This is a genomic window from Mesorhizobium sp. CA10 (genome assembly GCF_020165285.1).
GTDB lineage: Bacteria > Pseudomonadota > Alphaproteobacteria > Rhizobiales > Rhizobiaceae > Mesorhizobium.
Genome location: NZ_JAIUHV010000001.1, coordinates 157,222 through 174,478, shown reverse-complemented (window position 1 = coordinate 174,478; position 17,257 = coordinate 157,222). Strand labels below are relative to the sequence as shown.

General features: G+C 63.6%; 19 protein-coding genes. 10 read left to right on the top strand and 9 right to left on the bottom strand.

Annotated features, from left to right (window positions below; all coding sequences use genetic code 11):
* Positions 1-8: 8 nt before the first annotated feature.
* Positions 9-1,007 (bottom strand): murein L,D-transpeptidase catalytic domain family protein, encoded by a 999-nt coding sequence (locus tag LB535_RS00765; RefSeq protein ID WP_224630830.1) that lies wholly within the window; start codon positions 1,005-1,007, stop codon positions 9-11.
* 283 nt (positions 1,008-1,290) lie between these two features.
* Between LB535_RS00765 and LB535_RS00760 the strand changes: the two genes are divergently transcribed.
* Both LB535_RS00760 and LB535_RS00755 read left to right on the top strand, forming a co-directional pair.
* Complete coding sequence (locus tag LB535_RS00760) at positions 1,291-2,001, top strand: DNA helicase (RefSeq protein WP_224630829.1); 711 nt, start codon at positions 1,291-1,293, stop codon at positions 1,999-2,001.
* A 47-nt stretch (positions 2,002-2,048) separates the two neighbouring features.
* A complete protein-coding gene (locus LB535_RS00755) occupies positions 2,049-2,606 on the top strand; it encodes a GNAT family N-acetyltransferase (protein WP_224630828.1) in 558 nt (185 codons plus the stop codon).
* Positions 2,607-2,711: 105 nt separating this feature from the next.
* On the opposite strand, the gene LB535_RS00750 is transcribed toward LB535_RS00755, so the two are convergent.
* The 3 genes from LB535_RS00750 to LB535_RS00740 form a co-directional block, all read right to left on the bottom strand.
* Positions 2,712-3,893, bottom strand: a complete 1,182-nt coding sequence (locus LB535_RS00750; protein ID WP_140838840.1) for an MFS transporter — start codon at positions 3,891-3,893, stop codon at positions 2,712-2,714.
* Positions 3,894-4,020: 127 nt separating this feature from the next.
* Positions 4,021-4,230: a DUF2061 domain-containing protein gene (locus tag LB535_RS00745; RefSeq protein WP_095766624.1), complete on the bottom strand. Its 210-nt coding sequence runs from the start codon at positions 4,228-4,230 to the stop codon at positions 4,021-4,023.
* Positions 4,231-4,324: 94 nt separating this feature from the next.
* Positions 4,325-5,989 carry a Na/Pi cotransporter family protein gene (locus LB535_RS00740; RefSeq protein ID WP_224630827.1) on the bottom strand — a complete coding sequence of 555 codons (1,665 nt, stop codon included), beginning with the start codon at positions 5,987-5,989 and terminating at the stop codon, positions 4,325-4,327.
* Between the two features lie 352 nt (positions 5,990-6,341).
* Between LB535_RS00740 and LB535_RS00735 the strand changes: the two genes are divergently transcribed.
* The 6 genes from LB535_RS00735 to LB535_RS00710 all read left to right on the top strand — a co-directional run bounded on the left by LB535_RS00735 (position 6,342) and on the right by LB535_RS00710 (position 12,988).
* On the top strand, positions 6,342-6,704 hold the full coding sequence (locus LB535_RS00735) for an RcnB family protein (protein ID WP_224630826.1): 363 nt from the start codon (positions 6,342-6,344) through the stop codon (positions 6,702-6,704).
* 137 nt (positions 6,705-6,841) lie between these two features.
* Positions 6,842-8,782 carry a DNA primase gene (dnaG, locus tag LB535_RS00730; RefSeq protein ID WP_224630825.1) on the top strand — a complete coding sequence of 647 codons (1,941 nt, stop codon included), beginning with the start codon at positions 6,842-6,844 and terminating at the stop codon, positions 8,780-8,782.
* 425 nt (positions 8,783-9,207) lie between these two features.
* The gene (gene rpoD, locus LB535_RS00725; protein WP_095766628.1) at positions 9,208-11,235 is read left to right on the top strand and encodes an RNA polymerase sigma factor RpoD; all 2,028 of its coding nucleotides are present in this window, start codon (positions 9,208-9,210) and stop codon (positions 11,233-11,235) included.
* 208 nt (positions 11,236-11,443) lie between these two features.
* Positions 11,444-11,737: a GYD domain-containing protein gene (locus LB535_RS00720; protein WP_224630824.1), complete on the top strand. Its 294-nt coding sequence runs from the start codon at positions 11,444-11,446 to the stop codon at positions 11,735-11,737.
* Positions 11,738-11,797: 60 nt separating this feature from the next.
* Positions 11,798-12,178: a thiol-disulfide oxidoreductase DCC family protein gene (locus tag LB535_RS00715; protein WP_224631173.1), complete on the top strand. Its 381-nt coding sequence runs from the start codon at positions 11,798-11,800 to the stop codon at positions 12,176-12,178.
* A gap of 138 nt (positions 12,179-12,316) precedes the next feature.
* Positions 12,317-12,988, top strand: a complete 672-nt coding sequence (locus tag LB535_RS00710) for a PadR family transcriptional regulator (RefSeq protein ID WP_224630823.1) — start codon at positions 12,317-12,319, stop codon at positions 12,986-12,988.
* 73 nt (positions 12,989-13,061) lie between these two features.
* On the opposite strand, the gene LB535_RS00705 is transcribed toward LB535_RS00710, so the two are convergent.
* Complete coding sequence (locus LB535_RS00705) at positions 13,062-13,322, bottom strand: YiaA/YiaB family inner membrane protein (RefSeq protein ID WP_095766630.1); 261 nt, start codon at positions 13,320-13,322, stop codon at positions 13,062-13,064.
* A 43-nt stretch (positions 13,323-13,365) separates the two neighbouring features.
* Positions 13,366-14,043 carry a PspA/IM30 family protein gene (locus LB535_RS00700; RefSeq protein ID WP_224630822.1) on the bottom strand — a complete coding sequence of 226 codons (678 nt, stop codon included), beginning with the start codon at positions 14,041-14,043 and terminating at the stop codon, positions 13,366-13,368.
* A gap of 178 nt (positions 14,044-14,221) precedes the next feature.
* Between LB535_RS00700 and LB535_RS00695 the strand changes: the two genes are divergently transcribed.
* Together LB535_RS00695 and LB535_RS00690 are read left to right on the top strand one after the other, a co-directional pair.
* Positions 14,222-14,863: a TetR/AcrR family transcriptional regulator gene (locus LB535_RS00695; protein ID WP_140838490.1), complete on the top strand. Its 642-nt coding sequence runs from the start codon at positions 14,222-14,224 to the stop codon at positions 14,861-14,863.
* Between the two features lie 50 nt (positions 14,864-14,913).
* A complete protein-coding gene (locus LB535_RS00690) occupies positions 14,914-15,204 on the top strand; it encodes an HlyU family transcriptional regulator (RefSeq protein ID WP_095766632.1) in 291 nt (96 codons plus the stop codon).
* A 36-nt stretch (positions 15,205-15,240) separates the two neighbouring features.
* On the opposite strand, the gene LB535_RS00685 is transcribed toward LB535_RS00690, so the two are convergent.
* The 3 genes from LB535_RS00685 to LB535_RS00675 all read right to left on the bottom strand — a co-directional run bounded on the left by LB535_RS00685 (position 15,241) and on the right by LB535_RS00675 (position 17,247).
* The gene (locus tag LB535_RS00685) at positions 15,241-16,173 is read right to left on the bottom strand and encodes a 3-keto-5-aminohexanoate cleavage protein (RefSeq protein ID WP_224630821.1); all 933 of its coding nucleotides are present in this window, start codon (positions 16,171-16,173) and stop codon (positions 15,241-15,243) included.
* A 141-nt stretch (positions 16,174-16,314) separates the two neighbouring features.
* Positions 16,315-16,602, bottom strand: a complete 288-nt coding sequence (locus LB535_RS00680; RefSeq protein ID WP_224630820.1) for a hypothetical protein — start codon at positions 16,600-16,602, stop codon at positions 16,315-16,317.
* A 6-nt stretch (positions 16,603-16,608) separates the two neighbouring features.
* Entirely contained in the window at positions 16,609-17,247 is a 639-nt protein-coding gene (locus tag LB535_RS00675) for an FMN-dependent NADH-azoreductase (RefSeq protein WP_224630819.1), read from the bottom strand.
* Positions 17,248-17,257 lie beyond the last annotated feature (10 nt).

The following is a 17,257-nucleotide window of genomic DNA, read 5'->3' as shown; positions in this document are numbered from 1 at the left end:
CGACGGTGTCAGTCCTTGCAGATCGGCACCGGCTGCGGCGGTGGCGCCGGATGATCCTTCTTGTAGTGGGCGATGATCGGCTCCAGCATCTTCTTCGGCCAGAATTTGGGAGTGCCGATCTCCTTCAGGCAGGAGGCGTTCCAATAGGTGCCCGCGCTTGAGAGCGCCTGGCCGGCAGCCTTGGCCCGGGCGACAGCGGCGATGTCGCGTGATTCCGGATAGATGTAGAGCGTCGTCGGGTTGTTCTTCACGAGGGGGATGATCTGCTCGGCGTCGGCGGGCGACCAGCTGGTGCAGCCATTGCTGCGGCCGCCGGCATAGTTCACCAGCTTGCCGAACGGAACGAGGCCGTCATGGTCGGCGTAGGAGCTTTGCGGGCTCTTGCGCATGCACAGGCCCTTCAAGATCGCGGCCGGATGGCCGCCGATCACGCGCTGCCTGGCGTTCGCCGCCTCGCCTTCGCCGTCGAACTGGATGAAGCTGCGCATGAACACCGCGTTCTGCACGCCGACACGATAGTAGCCCTTGAAGGACGTCTTGGTCTCGGCCGTCATATAGGCGCCGCCGGCCGTCAGCGCCGAGTCCATGGCGTTGCCGAAATTCTTGGCGCAGCGCCTGCCGTTGGAGAAATCGGCAACGCCTTTCAGGTTGCGTCCGCCGCCATGGCCCGAGGAAACCGCGCGGAAGAGCTGCTTGCTTTCACAAATGATGTAGTAGCGCTGGCCAGGCACGCTGTTGCCCAAATCCGCGGGACGCGTGGCATCCATGGCGAAGTAGCAAGGGTTGCTAACCGAACCTTCGCTGACCTTCTTCTGGTAGAGCGCGCGCGCCCGCTCCAGCACGACCTGCGAGATCTGGCCTTCGCCGTCGCCGACATGGCGCTGCAGCCAGTCGGGAACGGTCGACGGCCGCAAGGCCGCGAATGAGCTGACCGATGCCGTCAGGGCGGCCAGGATCGCGACAAGGCAGAAGATGACCGCGCCCCGCGGAACAGATCTCAACCGCACCCTCTTGCCCTCCCGTCGAAATGTCTCGTACTCGTGAATCAGCATGGACGATTATAGAAGGTCTCGCACGCATCGGCGAAACACTTCTAGTTTAGCGACGCCTTTTGGGAGGTCGGATTTTCGGCCCCCTTCGATTGAGCTATGATCTGATTCCGGCGCGCCCACGCCTCCTCCCTCCGTCGGGAAGCATCGTTCATGCAGGGCAGTTTATCACCGAACCAACTGTTCGAGCGCCAGACATAAGGAGGGGTTGTCAAGACTGCTCGCGGCAGGAGGTTTTTCGATGCGGTTTTCCGCACCCGTCTATCATCTGAAGCGCCAGGCGCGGCTTCTGTCCCGCAGCGAAAATGTGCCCCTCCACCAGGCGCTCGACCGCGTTGCCGCCAAGCAAGGCTTCGGCAGTTGGAGCCTGCTTGCGGCCAAGGCCGCCGAGGCTGCGCCAGCCGGCGCCCTGTTGGCGCGGCTGATCCCCGGCGACATGGTCCTCGTGGCGGCGCGGCCGGGGCAGGGCAAGACGCTGATGAGCCTCGAACTTGCCGTGGCAGCCATGAAGCAAGGCAGTCGCGCCGTATTCTTCACCCTGGAATACATGCATGCCGATATCCTCGATCGGTTCCGTGACATCGGCGTCGACCCGGCCGATTTCAACCGCCTGTTCGAGTTCGACAATTCCGACGCCATCAGCGCCGCCTACATCATCGAGGCGTTGCGGGCGGCGCCGCGCGGCACGCTGGCGGTCATCGACTATCTGCAACTGCTCGACCAGAGGCGGGAGAATCCGGAACTCATGGTTCAGATCCGCGCCTTGAAGTCGTTTGCCCGGGAACGCGGACTGGTGCTCATCTTCATCTCGCAGGTCGACAGGTCATATGATTGCGCCCGGAAAGCGTTCCCGGATATCGGCGATATCCGGCTGCCGAACCCGCTCGACCTGTCGCTGTTCGACAAAGCCTGTTTCCTGAACAAGGGCGAAATCCGGTTTCAGGCGACTTGAGAGCGATCCGTGTCGCTTCTAGGCCGGTCTCGACAGGGAAGCCAAGCATGATCGAAATCGTCAAACCCGCGCTTGAACATTTGCCGTCCTACAAGGCGGCGCTCGAGCGCGGCTGGTCGCCCGACAATGTGCGGCTCCTCGAGGCGACGCGCGAGCAACTCGAGGCGATCGAGAAAGATCCCGTTGAATTTCTCGCCGGCCTTGACGACCCCGAAGCGAAAGGGCCGCCCATCGCTTTGCCCGACGGCACCGAGGTCCCGCGGCTGCCTGGATTCCGGCGCTGGATCTGGGATGGCGAGGCCGCCGGCTCGATCGGCTTTCGCTGGCAGAAGGGCACGTCGGAGCTGCCCTCGCATGTGCTTGGCCATATCGGCTATGCGGTGGTGCCGTGGAAGCGCAACCGCGGCTACGCCACCGAAGCGCTGCGGCTGATGCTGGACGAGGCGAGAGCGGTCGGGCTCGACCAAGTCGAGATCACCAGTGATCTCGACAATCCTGCCTCGCACAAAGTGGTGCTTGCCAATGGCGGCAGGCTGGTCGGGCGGTTTGCCAAACTTGCAGCCTATGGCGGCGCAGAGAGCCTGAGGTTCCGGATCGATCTTTAAAGCGCGTCGCGCTAAAACGGATTCAGGCGACGCGCTTTAAATCTTTGTTCTGATGCATGTCGTTGTCCCAGAACCGCTGCACACTTCTGGGCGACATGCATTAAATTATTCCGCGGCCGCCGGCAGCGGCGGCGTCGCGCGGCTGCGCCATTCCCAGGTCTGCGAGGCAAAAGCCACCACGACCGCCACCAGCATGGCGAGCACGCCGGCCAGCGGCAGGCTGCGATAGCCCAGGCCGGCATTGAGCATCGCCGCGCCCAGCGAGGCAGCCAGCGCGATGCCGACATTGAAGCCGGACGGGATCAGCGAGGAGGCGAGGTTGGAGGCATCGGCCGTCCAGGCGAGGATGCGCGTCTGGATCGGCGCGCCGATGGCGAAGTTGAGACCGCCCCAGATGACGATTGCCGCGACCATCGGCAACGGATAGGGGCTGACGAGATAGATGACGCCAAGCGTCACCGCCTGCAGGGCAAGCATGACGATCAGCGACGGCATCAGCTTCCAGTCGGCGAGCTTGCCGCCGACCAGGACGCCGATCGTGGCGCCGACGCCGTTGAGCAAAAGCACAAAGGGGATCAGGCCCTCGTCGAGGCCCGTGACCTCGAGCAGCATCGGCGTGATGTAGGTGAACAGCGCAAACTGGCCGATCATCAGCATCAGCATCAGGATCAGCGAGGTCCAGACCTGCTGGCGGCCGAGCACGCGAACTTCGCGCGCCAGCCCTGCTGGCCGGTTGGCGGCGCCCGCCGTGCGCGGCAGCAGCGCCAGCATGGCGAGGATCGCGACGAGGCCCAGCGCGCCCATCACCCAGAAGGTCGCGCGCCAGCCCCACAGGCTGCCGATCGCGGTGCCGGCGGGCACGCCAATGATATTGGAAACCGTCAGCCCCGAGAGAATGACCGCGACTGCCCGGCCGCGCTGGTCCTCGCGCACCAGGCTGACCGCAACCACCATGGCGACACCGAAATAACAGCCATGCGCCACGGCAGTCGCGACACGCAGCAGAAGCATCGAGGTGAAATCGGGCGCGAGCGCGCAAGCCGCCTGGCCAAGGGTGAAAGCGATCGTGAGCCCAATCAGCAGCGTCTTGCGCGAAACCTTGCCGGTGGCCAAAGCCAGCAGCGGGCCGCCGATGGCAATGCCGCAGGCATAACCGGAGACGAGATAGCCGGCGGTCGGCACCGAAACGCCGAGGCCCTGCGCCACCTCCGGCAGCACGCCGGCGATGACGAATTCGGTGGTGCCGAAGGCGAAGGCGGCAAGGAAAAGGGCAATCAGCGGCAGCATGGTTCAAAACATAGGCGAGGAATGCACGTCTCAAACCATGCCTGCGCGGGCGCGGCAATGCAGAAATTGGTGATGGCGCTTTAGCTTTTCTTGACGGGACGCATCAAAGCCGGCCTGTCGCTTGCTGCTACGCTGCCGTTTTGCGCCCGTAAGGGATCTTCAGCCAGGCCCGTTCGTGCAGGTAGTAAAGCAGCGACTTGGTGACGACCTCGGTGAGCCCGATCGTGGCGGCGAGCTTGATGCTGCCGGTGACCACCAGGGAGATGATCATCGTGTCGATCGTGCCGGTGGCGCGCCATGAAAGCGCCTTGGCGAAGCTGCGCGAATGCGTGTCCATCGACGGATCGTCCTCCCAACAGGTCCACTGGCGTTCCTTAGCCGACGGAAGCGAGGATGAGCAAAGACTAATTTTTTGGCAGGTCCCGATCGCCTCAGCTGGCCTTCAGCCGCGAACCGCCGAGCAGGCCGCGCTCCTCAAGCACCGGATAGGCGATCGAGGCGAGCAGCGAGTTGATCTGCTTCAAGTCGCGGATGGTGTCGAGGTGGATCGAGCTCGTCTCGACGCTCTTGGCGGTGCCTTCGCGCAGGCGCTGAAAATGGCTGGCGCTGGTTTCCTTCTCGCGTTCGCGCAAGAGATCCTTTTCCAGCACCAGCTGGCGCGCGGTTTCCGGATCGCGCGAGACCAGCACGTTGAAGGCAAGCCGCGCATTGGCGAGCACCGAGGAATGGAAGGCGCAGAGCTCCTGCCAGCCTTCCGGTGTGAATTCCAGGCCGCGCTCCAGCTTCTTCCTGACATGCACCAGCATGTTGCGCACGATGATGTCGCCGACCTGCTCCAGCTTGACGCAGGCGCCGATCAGCTCCTGGCACCGCAATGCCTCATCCTCGGTCAGCGGGTTCCTGGTGATCTTGGCGAGATAGAGTTTTATCGCCGCGTGCTTCCTGTCGACGCGGTCGTCGAGCGCGGCCAGCGCCTTGATCTTGTCGGTGTCGGCGTTCTCATAAAGCTCGATGATGCGCTTCAGCATGATCTCGACCGTCTCGCAGACCCGCACCACCTCGCGCGTCGCATTGGCCAGCGCCTGGCTCGGCGTGTCCAACGCGCTTTCATTGAGCGCCGACAGTTCGACGACATCCAGCGTGGCGGTCGGCTCCGGCACGGCTCCGAGCGCAACGATCTTCTCCGAGACGCGGTAGACGAGGCCCGCGAGTGGCAGTCCGGCGAGCAGGATGATCACATTGAACAGGATGTGGGCGTTGACGATCTGGTCCGGAACGGTGGCGCCGAGGAAGCCGATAGGCGGCTTCAGCGTCATGAACAGGATCAGCATCACCAGCGAGCCCATGCCGCGCATCAAAAGGTTCCCGATCGGCACGACGCGGACGCCCGGATCGGCATTGCGGGTAAGCAGGGGCGCGATGATCGAGGAGCCGAGATTGACGCCGAGCACCAGCACGATGCCGAGCTCGGGAGGGATAAAGCCGCGCCCGGCCAGCGTCACCAGGAGCAGCACGGCGGCGATCGAGGAATGGAACAGCCAGGTAACCAGCGCGGCGAGCAGGTAAGCGGTGACATAGTCGCCGGAGAAATAGTTGACGATCAGCGGCATCAACTGGCTGTTGCGCAGCGGTTCCGACGCCTGACCGATCATCTCCAGCGACAGGATCAGCAGGCCGACGCCAATCAGGATGCGGCCTATCTGCCGCCAATCGCGCCGCTCGGTGGCCATGAACATGACCGTGCCGGCGATCAGGCAGAGCGGCACCAGAAGCGTCAGATCGAAGGTGAGCAGCTTGGCCACCAGCGCCGAACCGATCTCGGCGCCGCGCACTGCCAATTGCCCGGCGGCGCCCGAAACGATGCCGGCGCCGGCGAAGGAGCCGACCAGCAGCGTCACCGCGGTCGAGCTCTGCAGCGCGATCGCCAGCCCGCAGCCGGCCAGCACCGCCATGACCGGATTGCGCATGGTGGCACGCAGCCGGTGGCGCAGCACGTCGCCATAGGCGCGCTCGACGCCCGTCTTCACCATGCGGGTGGCGAACAGCATCAGCGCCACGGCGCCGGCAAGGTGCAGGAGGACGACAGAGCCGCTCACAGCCAAACTCGCGAGCTAGCATCAGGGGCGCGGAGAGGGGTACGAATCTTAGTCATTTCAACGAGTCGAAATATACCAGTTAAAATTAGCCGAATAATAGATTTTTCTGATGCGATGATCGTCTCGGCTCGACGGCGCATGTCGGAAATGACTGCAGGAAGCATTGGTTGCATGCGCCTAGCGGCAGCGCTTCGCCTCATACCGCCCGACGCTCGGCCGCATGATCCGAAGCGTTGTTCAAGCGGCCGGTGCAAGTCTTGGAAAACATTGCAGAATTGTAATTCTGGCATTCAGTTTCGGTTCATCCATTGGCGGCTATTCCTCTGCCTATCGACAACAAGGAATACCGACCATGAAGCGTCTCATACTTTGCGCCGTCACCGCCTCGTTGCTGGCCGCCTCGGCCGTCTCCGGCCAGGCCGCGCCGCTCGCCCAGCCGAGCACGCCGCAGTCGAGCTACACCCAGGTCGACTGGCAGAAGCCCGGCAGGCATGTCGACAAGCGGGTCATCGTCAAGAACAAGGTGGTAAGGCGCAGCCATTGGCGCAACGGCCAGAGATATTCCGACTGGAAGCGTCACCAGCCAGTCCGCGACTGGAACCGCTACGGCCTGCGCCGCCCTGGTCCCGGCCAAGAATGGATCCGCGTCGGCAACGACTATTTGCTGGTCAGCATCCTCTCCGGCATCGTCTTCGGCGCGATCGCCGCGCGGTAATCCCCGACAATCGCGAAATTCGGAAGGCGGCCACCCCCGGCCGCCTTCTTTTCGTCTGTGAAAAGCGGGTACGATGGGCCGGATGGGGTCGCCGTGCCCGGGCGGGCTGATTATATGGAGGGCAAACGAGTTCCCCGATGCGCTTTCCGCCCGCCTTCCTCGACGAGATACGCGACCGCGTGCCGATTTCGCAGGTCATCGGCACGCGCGTCGCATGGGACAGGAAGAAGACCAACGCGTCGCGCGGCGACTACTGGGCCTGCTGTCCCTTCCACGGCGAGAAGAGCCCGTCCTTCCATTGCGAGGACAAGAAGGGCCGCTATCACTGCTTCGGTTGCTCGGTTTCGGGCGACCATTTCAAGTTCCTCACCGAGCTAGACGGCATGAACTTCCCCGAAGCCGTCGAGAAGATCGCCGAGATGGCCGGCGTGCCGATGCCGGTGCGCGACGAACAGGAAGAGCGGCGCGAGAAGGAACGCGCCAGCCTGACCGACGTCATGGAAATGGCGACCGCCTTCTTCCAGGAGCGGCTGCAGAGCGCCGACGGCGCCAAAGCCCGCGCGTATCTGCGCGACCGCGGGCTGACGCCGGCAACGCAGCAATCCTTTCGTCTGGGCTATGCGCCCGACAGCCGCAACGCGCTCAAGGAACATCTTGCCGCCAAGGGCGTGCCGAAGGCCGATATCGAGGCCTGCGGCCTGGTGCGGCACGGCGACGACATCCCGGTCTCCTATGACTGGTTCCGCGACCGCATCATGTTTCCAATCCCAGATTCGCGCGGCAAGATCATCGCCTTCGGCGGGCGCGCGCTGGCGCCCGACGCGCTCGCCAAATACATGAATTCGCCGGAGACGGAGCTCTTCCACAAGGGCAACGTGCTCTACAATTTCGCGCGCGCCCGCAAGGCGTTGGCCAAAGGCGGCACGGTGATCGCCGTCGAAGGCTATATGGACGTGATCGCGCTGGCGCAGGCAGGCTTCGAGAATGCCGTGGCGCCGCTCGGCACTGCGCTCACCGAAAACCAGCTCGAGCTTCTGTGGCGCATGGCGCCCGAGCCGGTGCTGTGCTTCGACGGCGACCAGGCCGGGCTGAAGGCGGCATGGCGGGCGGCCGATCTCGCTCTCCCGTCGGCGCAGACTGACCGCCGGGCGCGCTTTGCGTTGTTGCCGGAAGGCAAGGATCCGGACGACCTGGTCAAGGCCGAAGGGCCGGACGCGTTCCGCGCCGTGATTGCCGATGCGCGGCCGCTGGACGAACTATTATGGATGCGCGAGACGGCGGGCGGTGTCTTCGACACGCCGGAGCGGCGAGCAGAGTTGCGGAAAAGGCTACGGGAGTTGACCAGCCGCATCCGCGACGAGAGCGTGCGTTATTACTATCAGCAGACAATGGACGAGCGGGAGCGGAGCTTCTTTGGCGCCCAGCGGAATGTTCGGCAAGGCCGTCAGGATTGGAAGCCGGGGCAGGGCAAGACGCCCGTGCCCGGTGGGCAGTTCGCGAAAGGTGGGGCGGCCGGCGGGCGCGCCGCGATCACCGAGAGCCTGGGTCGCTCGGCGCTGATCAAGCGGGCCGGCGAGGGCATGTCGGTGCGCGAGGCGACGATTATCGTGGCGCTGGTCAATCATCCGGCGCTGATCGACGAGAATTTCGCGCATGTCGAATTCCTCGACCTCGCCAATTCGGATTTGCGCAAGCTGCACGCGGCCATTCTCGACGCCATGGCGCATGAAGCGGCCGACGAGCGCGGCGCGGTCATCGCCACCATCGAGCGCGCCGGCTGCGGCGGCATCTGGGAGCGGGCTGTCGAGTTGATCAAGCGCGCGCGGCAATGGCCGGCGCTGGAAACGGCGGCGCTCGACGATGCCCGCGACGCCTTCAACCAGGCGCTGCACTTGCAGCGCAGCGCCCGCACATTACATAGAGAGCTGAAACAGGCGCAGGCGGCACTCGATGCAGACCCTTCGGATGAAAACTTCCGGCATCTCGTCGAGATTCAAGCGCAATTCAACGATGTGCAGGCAACGGAAGCGCTGATCGAAGGATTCGGCGTCTCCTCGGGCAGGGTTGGCCGCGTTTAGGCCGAACACCACCCATTGGAAGTGAAGTGGAAATGCGCGGCGCGTCGAATCGACGCCTCTAAGTCGGGTAATTGATTCGCTTTTTTCATGCGAATCATGCCAGAGGCGCTTGACCTTCTGGCAGATTGGCGGAATCAGGACGATTCGAAACGTTAACCGTGCCACGGCATCGGCGGGAATTCGAGCGATGTGAGGCACCGGTGGCGACTGGACAGGCAAAGTGCCCGCTCCAGATATCAGGGTTAATCTGGACTTAATGCATGTCGCCCAAAAGTGGAAACCGGTTTGGGACAGAGACATGCACAAAACAAAAGAGATGACACGGTTGCTGGGCCGGTGAAAAGCGTTCCCGCGCGAGCGCGTCCAACATAACCGGTACGGCAGTTACGCGGCCTCGATATTCGGCCGCTTGGAGACGACAAAGAATGGCGACAAAGGAAAAGGAAGAGGTCGAGACCGAACGCGAAGGCGCCACTGATGGCCCCCTGCTCGACCTTTCCGACGATGCTGTCAAGAAGATGATCAAGGCCGCGAAGAAACGCGGCTATGTCACGCTTGACGAGCTCAACGCGGTGCTTCCCTCGGAAGAGACGGATCCGGACCGCATCGAAGATATCAATGCGATGCTCAGTGACATGGGCATCAACGTCGTCGAGGACGACGAGGTGGGCGAGGAGGCGGAAGCCGAGCCGGCCGCCGACGCCGAGGAAGACGCCAACGAGCTCGCCGAGCAGACCGGCACCGCTGTCGCCGCCACGACCACCAAGAAAGAGCCTACCGATCGCACCGACGACCCGGTGCGCATGTATCTGCGCGAGATGGGCTCGGTCGAGCTTCTGTCGCGCGAGGGCGAAATTGCGATCGCCAAGCGCATCGAGGCCGGCCGCGAAACGATGATCGCGGGGCTGTGCGAAAGCCCGCTGACGTTCCAGGCCATCATCATCTGGCGCGACGAGCTCAACGAATCGAAGATCCTGCTGCGCGAGATCATCGACCTCGAGGCGACCTATGCCGGCCCCGAAGCCAAGCAGGCGCCCGTCGTCGAACGCATCGAGGAAGCGCCCAAGCCCGAGGAGAAGCCGCGCGGCCGTTCGGCGGCACGCGAGGAAGAAGACGACATCACCAATGTCGGCGGCGACACGCGCGGGCTGGAGGAAGAGGAAGACGACGAGGACGAGGCGAGCCTGTCGCTGGCCGCGATGGAAGCGGAACTGCGCCCGCAGGTGATGGAGACGCTCGACGTCATCGCCGATACCTACAAGAAGCTGCGCAAGCTGCAGGACCAGCAGGTCGAGAACCGCCTGGCCGCGGCCGGCACGCTGTCGCCCAGCCAGGACCGCCGCCTGAAGGAGCTGAAGGACCAATTGATCAAGGCGGTGAAGTCGCTGTCGCTCAACGCCGCGCGCATCGAGGCGCTGGTGGAGCAGCTCTACGACATCAACAAGCGCCTGGTGCAGAACGAGGGCAAGCTTTTGCGCCTCGCCGAAAGCTATGGCGTGCGCCGCGAGGAATTCCTGCGGGAGTATCAGGGCTCGGAGCTCGATCCGAACTGGACGCGCTCGATCGCCAACCTGACGTCGCGCGGCTGGAAGGAGTTCACCAAGAACGAGAAGGATGCGATCAAGGAGCTGCGCGCCGAGATCCAGAACCTCGCCACCGAAACGGCGATCTCGATCCTGGAATTCCGCAAGATCGTCAACCAGGTGCAAAAGGGCGAGCGCGAGGCCGCGATCGCCAAGAAGGAAATGGTCGAGGCGAATCTTCGCCTGGTCATCTCCATCGCCAAGAAATACACCAACCGCGGCCTGCAGTTCCTGGATCTCATTCAGGAAGGCAATATCGGCCTGATGAAGGCGGTCGACAAGTTCGAGTACCGTCGCGGCTACAAGTTCTCGACCTACGCCACCTGGTGGATCCGGCAGGCCATCACCCGCTCGATCGCCGACCAGGCGCGCACCATCCGCATTCCGGTGCACATGATCGAGACGATCAACAAGATCGTGCGCACCTCGCGCCAGATGCTGCACGAGATCGGCCGCGAGCCGACGCCGGAGGAACTGGCGGAAAAGCTCGCCATGCCGCTGGAAAAAGTGCGCAAGGTGCTGAAGATCGCCAAAGAGCCGATCTCGCTCGAAACGCCTGTCGGCGACGAGGAGGATTCGCATCTCGGCGACTTCATCGAGGACAAGATGGCGATCCTGCCGATCGACGCGGCGATCCAGGCCAACCTGCGCGAGACGACGACGCGCGTGCTTGCCTCGCTGACACCGCGCGAGGAGCGCGTGCTCAGAATGCGCTTCGGCATCGGCATGAACACCGATCATACGCTGGAGGAAGTCGGCCAGCAGTTCTCGGTGACGCGCGAGCGCATCCGCCAGATCGAGGCCAAGGCGCTGCGCAAGCTCAAGCATCCGAGCAGGTCGCGCAAGCTCAGAAGCTTCCTCGACAGCTGAGCGGGAATACAATCACACGAAATCGAAAGGGCGCCTCGGGCGCCCTTTTTGCTTTTCCGGCTACATCTCATGCCGCCTTGTCGGGTTTGCCCGACAGGAGGATAATCGGGCGTCGGATGCATTTATGGGCGACAAGCCGGATGCCCGCCCCGGCGCCGGTCGCAGCGGCCAGGTGTCGCGCTCCGTGGCTCCCGATGGGAGGTGTGCCATGACAACCTATATCGTGCTTATCAACTGGACTGAGCTCGGCGCCAAGAATGTGCGGGAATCGCCGAAGCGGCTCGATGCGGCCAAGAAGCTGCTGGGGGAAATGGGCGGTTCGTTCAAGGCGTTCTACCTGACCATGGGCGAATGCGACATGGTAGCCGTCGTCGAAGCGCCGGACGATGCGGTGCTTGCCCGCTTCGCGCTGATGTTGGCGTCAGGCGGCAATGTCAAGACGCGGACGATGAAGGCGTTTCCGGAATTCGCCTACCGCGAGATCATCAGCTCGCTCGGGTAGCTGGCTGAAGGGAGCGGCGTGGCTGTTGCGAAGCCGCGCCGCATTCCCGATAGTCGCGCCATGCCCGAGCCGTTGCTGACCGTCTGGTACAACACACGCTGTCCGGTGTGCGACGCCGGCATCAACCGGCAGAAGCGGCGGCTCACCGAGGCGGTCAAAGCGGGCCGCGTCGAATTCCGCGACATCAATTTCGAACCTGAGGCGCTCTCCGCCTTCGGCGCCTCGCTGGAGGATATCCGCCGGCGTTTGCATGCGACCGATGCCGAAGGACGGCTGCTGGTCGGCGCCGATGTGGCGATCGCGGTCTGGCGGCTCACGCCGGGCGAGGAATGGCTGGCGAGCTTGTTCGGCAACCCCATCGCGCTGCCCCTGACGCGCTTTGCCTATGACCGCTTCGCCGACCTTCTCTATGCCTGGAACCGCCGCAAGGGCCATTGGTAGGCAGCTTGCTCCGACCCGCTCCGTGCCTGACGGCAGCTCTTCGCTAAGGCTGCGATACATCTTAAGATATATCTTGACTCCTAACGTGGTCAGCCTTACGTAAGATGTATCGTAAGATATAATTCAAAGGAGCAATCCATGCACAAACACGGTCACTTCGGGCACAGCCATTTCGGCGAGCGCATGTTCATGCATATGGCCGGCAAATTTGGTGGGAGAGGGGGCGGCGGTTTCGGCCCGTTCGGCCATGGCGGCAGGGGCGGCGGACGCGGCGGCCCGGGCGACATGTTCCGCGCCGGGCGCATGCTGGCCGACGGCGATCTCAAGCTGATCACGCTGTCGCTGCTGGCCGACGCGCCGCGCCACGGCTACGACATCATCAAGGCTCTGGAAGAGCGCACCAGCGGCATCTACAGCCCGAGCCCGGGCGTGGTTTATCCGACGCTGACCTTCCTGGAGGAGGCGGGCTACGCGGTATCCTCGAGCGAAGGCAACAAGAAGGTGTTTTCGATCACCGAGGCCGGCAAGGCGCATCTGGACGAGAACCGCGAGATGATCGACAGCGTGCTCGACCATCTCGAGCGTTTCGGCCGCAAGATGGCCGCGGCGCGCGAATGGTTCGGCTGGGGCGACGACAAGGACGAGGGGCGCCGCGGCCGTTCGGAAACGCGCGACCGGTTCCGCGCGCTGCGACACCGGCTGCGCGCCGCGCTCGGCGACATCGCCGACGCGCCGGAAGACAAGCAGGCCGAGGCGATCAGCATCCTAGAAGACGCCGCCGAGGCGATCGAAGCCTTGGCTCGCCGCTAAGACATTCTCATAGGGAAAACCAAAAGCCCGGATCGCTCCGGGCTTTTGTATTCAGTCAGCGATCGGCAAGGGATTATTCCTTGCCGACATATTCGCTGATCAGCTTCTCGTTGCGCGCCTTCTCGATCTTGGCAGTGGTCTCGGCCGCAATCCGCTCGTCGGTGCGGTACTTGACCAGGTTCACCAGGCTGCCGGTGAGCAGCAGCACGCCCATTGCCCAGTAACCTTTGGTCGAGAGGTCGACGGGAGCAAGCCACAGCGACAGGCCGAGCATGAAATAGGCAGCGCCCACCGATATGGTGTTGAACAGGATATATGTCTGATTGCCGTTCATCGTCGTGTTCCTTGGATTTGATCCGTCACGGGAAATTGCGGGTTCAGTTCAGGGATTTGAGGCGTGCCAGAACATCCTCAGCACGCACCTTGGTGGCCGGTCCATGGCCTGCTTCGGCGAGGCGTTCGCGGATCGCCTCGTGACGCAGCTCGCCGTCGATCTCGTCGAGGATGCCGGCCTCCTCGAACGGGTCGGAGCTGTCCTTGATGCGGGCCAGCAATTCCTCCGCTTCGTTAATGCTTGCGGTGCGGCCGATCGAGCGGTTGAGGCGCGACTGCGCCTTGCGTTCGGCATCGATCGCCCGGGCTGAGATCATGCCTTGGTTGAGATCGATGATGCGGCGATGCGCCTGTTCCACGGACAGACGCATCCGCAAGGTCTTCTCGCCCAGGCTCTTGACCGTGGCGCGACGAACCTCGCGCTCGTTCTCGAGTTCGGCGATTGCGGAGGCGCCGCCTTCGGCAAGCGCCTGGTTGTTGGCGGAAAGCGCGCTGAGCGTGCGGGTTTCCAGATCGGCGATGCGGCGGTCGAGCTGGTCGAGGCTGGTCTGCTCGGCGCGCTGGCGCACGATCAGCGAGGCGAGCGTCTGCTTGGCGGCGGCTAGGCCCGCCTCTGCGTCGCGGATGCGCTGGGCCAGAAGGCCGATCGCAAAACGATCCTTCAGATTGTCCTCGGCCCGCGCGCTGGCGCCGTCCAGCAATGTCTTGATCAGGCTAAGCATGGTCTTCTTCTCCCTGTTTTCGTGAACGTTGTTCACAAGCTCAACATAATAGGAAATGAACATTGTTCAAGAATTATTTTGAACGCTGTTCATGAAGCGCCGGACATGGTAAATCCAAGCAACGGAATGAATCCCGGGCCGGGCTTGCCGACTTCGGACATAAGGACAAGAAAGAAGCATGGCGCTGGACAAGGAAGAGATGAGCGAGAAGGTGCTCGCCATTGCCGAGGCGCTGCTCAACGAGGGCGGGGCCGACAATCTGAAGGCGCGCACGATCGCCGAGCAGGCCGGCATCTCCGTCGGATCCGTCTATAACCTCTTTGCCGATCTCGACGAGGTGCACCGCGCCGTCAACATGCGGCTGCTTGACCGACTCGGCGCGACGGGCCTGGCGGCCATGGCCGATCTCGAAAGGCAAGGGGTGACCGATGTCCAGCACCGCATCCTGGCGATGGCGGCGGCCTATGTGCGCTTCGTCGAGGCGCATCCCGGCAGTTGGCCGGCGGTGCTTGCCTTCAACCGCCGCCGCGCGACGCGGCCGGGCCCTGATGCCTATGACGCGCTGCTCGACGCACTCTTCGACATCGTCGCCGGCGTGCTCAAGGCAGGCGATTTCGGCCTCGACGACGACCGCCGCGCGCTTGCGGCCCGGACATTGTGGTCAAGCGTGCATGGCATTGTGACCAGCGGCTATGTGGCGAATTCGGACAGCAGGCAGGCCGAGGAGATCTGGCATCAGATCGAGCTTCTGGTCGGCGTTTTCGTCAAGGGGCTGGAACACGGCGGCGCATTCGCGCATGCTGACGCAAAGCCTGCGTAACCAGGGCGCCGCGAATCCTTGGTGCCCGCGTGAATAGGAGTTTTGAAAAAATGTCTTTTCTGAAGAAGCTTTTCGGCGGCGGCGGTGAGGCAACGGAGGCCGGCACCGCCAAGCCGGCAAAGCAGGTCGAGCACAAGGGATTTCTGATCAGCGCAACGCCCTACAAGGCCGAGGGCCAATACCAGACCTGCGGCGTCGTCTCGAAGGAAGTGGACGGCGTGATGAAGGAGCACCGCTTCATCCGCGCCGACCGCTTCGCCGGGCTGGACGACGCCGTCGACATCTCGATCAAGAAGGGCATCCAGCTCGTCGACGAGCAGGGCGAGCGGATGTTCGGGTAAGCAGTACTTCGGCTGCGCCCGCCAGCTTCTCCTCGCTCAGAACGAGACCTTGTCGCCGCCCTTGAGCTGGAGGATCTGCCGCGCTTCGTCGGGTGTGGCGATCGAGGCGCCGAGGCCTTCGATGATCTGGCGCACCTTGGTCACCTGTTCGGCGCTGGAGCGGGCGAGCTTGCCCTTGCCGATCCATAGAGAGTCCTCCAGGCCGACCCGCACATTGCCGCCCAACGCAATCGCCTGCGTGGCGATCGGCAGTTGGTGGCGGCCGGCGCCCAGCACCGACCAGTGATAGTCGTTGCCGAACAGGCGGTCGGCCGTGCGCTTCATATGGGCAACGTCTTCCGGGTGGGTGCCGATGCCGCCGAGGATGCCGAACACGCTCTGGACGAAGAACGGCGCCTTGACCAGGCCGCGCTCGACGAAATGCGCCAGCGTGTAGAGATGGCCGATGTCGTAGCATTCGATCTCGAAGCGCGTCCCGTTGTCGGCGCAAGTGCGCAATATGTGCTCGATGTCGCCGAAAGTGTTGCGGAAGATGCGGTCGCGCGAGGATTCCAGATAGGGCCGCTCCCAGTCATGCTCGAATGTCTTGAAGCGCTCCAGCATCGGGAACAGCGCGAAATTCATCGAGCCCATGTTGAGCGACGCGACTTCGGGCGCGAACATCTTGGCCGGCCTGACGCGCTCCTCCACGCTCATCGTCGCCGCACCCCCGGTGGTGATGTTGACCACGCAGTTGGAGCGCTGCTTGATGACCCGCAGGAACGGGGCGAAGGCCTCGGTCGACTGGTCTGGGCGCCCGTCGACCGGGTTGCGGGCGTGGAGGTGGACGATCGCCGCGCCTGCCTCGGCCGCCTCGATGGCCGCGGTCGCGATCTCTTGCGCCGTCACCGGCAGATGCGGCGACATTGACGGCGTATGGATCGAGCCTGTGACCGCGCAGGTGATGATGATCTTGTTCTGGTTCGCCACTTTTGGTGCCCTGACTTCGTTGTTGGACTGCGCCTATTTAACCGCGCCTTACTTTGATGCCGGAAATGAACTGCTTCGACAGCACGATGTCGAGCAAGCTAATCGGCGGTGCCGCCAGTGTCAGCCCGGTGAACAGCACCCCTAGTCGGTGGTGAATTCGCCGACGAACACGGTCAACCCTTGCGGCAGTGTCTTCAAATTGTCGGAGGTGGTCAGGACCAGGGGGAAGAAAAAGTCGTTCCAGCTGTTTGCGCTGGCGGCGGGCGGATCGCTGTCGGCAGAGCAAGATATCGGATCGCGCTCGGCGCCGTGAGGCTGGTCCTGCGCGAGGACCGCCATCCAGCCGTGGTGCTGCCGCCGCCGTAGGGGGCGAAAATGCAAAAAAAGAGGCGGGCGCTGGCGGGCGCCTGCCTCTTTTATTTCCGGCATCGGCGGTCAGGCCGCGGCGGCGACCTGGTCAGCCGTGGCGGCGGCGATCGCGTCGACCTTGGCGGTGGCCTTGGCAAGCGCCGCCGTGACGGCATCGGCGCCCATGCCGACGCCTTCGACGCGGATGACTTCGATATCGGTCATGCCGAGGAAGCCGAGCACGCTGCGCAGATAGGGAACGGCATGGTCCATCTGCACTGCGGCGCCTTCCGAATAGATGCCGCCGGACGCGAGCACGATATAGACCTTCTTGCCATTCACGAGGCCCTTCGGACCGCCTTCGCCATAAGCAAAGGTCTTGCCGGAGCGGGCGACGTGGTCGACCCAGGACTTCAGCGTCGAGGAGATGTTGAAGTTGATGAAGCCTGTCGCGAGGATCACGGTGTCGGCAGCGAAAAGCTCGTCGAGCACGGCGTCGGAAACACCGACGACCTCGGCCTGGCGCGGCGTGCGTGCTTCGGCCGGCGTGTAGATGCCGGTGGCGTAGTCAGGGTCGATATGCGGCAGCGGATTGGCGACGAGATCGCGCACGACGAGCGTGTTGGACGGATCGGCGGCAGCGAGCTTGTGGGCAAGATCGGTGGCGACGCGGGTCGAGTGCGAAGCGGCGCCGCGCGGGCTGGAGGTAACGAGAAGAATAGACATGGCGGTGTCC

Excerpts from the sequence above, each read along its gene's own strand:
- LB535_RS00760 (WP_224630829.1), top strand. The coding sequence starts at position 1,291 with ATGCGGTTTTCCGCACCCGTCTATCATCTGAAGCGCCAGGCGCGGCTT.
- LB535_RS00755 (WP_224630828.1), top strand. The coding sequence starts at position 2,049 with ATGATCGAAATCGTCAAACCCGCGCTTGAACATTTGCCGTCCTACAAG.
- LB535_RS00750 (WP_140838840.1), bottom strand. The coding sequence starts at position 3,893 with ATGCTGCCGCTGATTGCCCTTTTCCTTGCCGCCTTCGCCTTCGGCACC.
- LB535_RS00745 (WP_095766624.1), bottom strand. The coding sequence starts at position 4,230 with ATGGACACGCATTCGCGCAGCTTCGCCAAGGCGCTTTCATGGCGCGCC.
- LB535_RS00735 (WP_224630826.1), top strand. The coding sequence starts at position 6,342 with ATGAAGCGTCTCATACTTTGCGCCGTCACCGCCTCGTTGCTGGCCGCC.
- dnaG (WP_224630825.1), top strand. The coding sequence starts at position 6,842 with ATGCGCTTTCCGCCCGCCTTCCTCGACGAGATACGCGACCGCGTGCCG.
- rpoD (WP_095766628.1), top strand. The coding sequence starts at position 9,208 with ATGGCGACAAAGGAAAAGGAAGAGGTCGAGACCGAACGCGAAGGCGCC.
- LB535_RS00720 (WP_224630824.1), top strand. The coding sequence starts at position 11,444 with ATGACAACCTATATCGTGCTTATCAACTGGACTGAGCTCGGCGCCAAG.
- LB535_RS00715 (WP_224631173.1), top strand. The coding sequence starts at position 11,798 with ATGCCCGAGCCGTTGCTGACCGTCTGGTACAACACACGCTGTCCGGTG.
- LB535_RS00710 (WP_224630823.1), top strand. The coding sequence starts at position 12,317 with ATGCACAAACACGGTCACTTCGGGCACAGCCATTTCGGCGAGCGCATG.
- LB535_RS00705 (WP_095766630.1), bottom strand. The coding sequence starts at position 13,322 with ATGAACGGCAATCAGACATATATCCTGTTCAACACCATATCGGTGGGC.
- LB535_RS00700 (WP_224630822.1), bottom strand. The coding sequence starts at position 14,043 with ATGCTTAGCCTGATCAAGACATTGCTGGACGGCGCCAGCGCGCGGGCC.
- LB535_RS00695 (WP_140838490.1), top strand. The coding sequence starts at position 14,222 with ATGGCGCTGGACAAGGAAGAGATGAGCGAGAAGGTGCTCGCCATTGCC.
- LB535_RS00690 (WP_095766632.1), top strand. The coding sequence starts at position 14,914 with ATGTCTTTTCTGAAGAAGCTTTTCGGCGGCGGCGGTGAGGCAACGGAG.
- LB535_RS00680 (WP_224630820.1), bottom strand. The coding sequence starts at position 16,602 with ATGCCGGAAATAAAAGAGGCAGGCGCCCGCCAGCGCCCGCCTCTTTTT.
- LB535_RS00675 (WP_224630819.1), bottom strand. The coding sequence starts at position 17,247 with ATGTCTATTCTTCTCGTTACCTCCAGCCCGCGCGGCGCCGCTTCGCAC.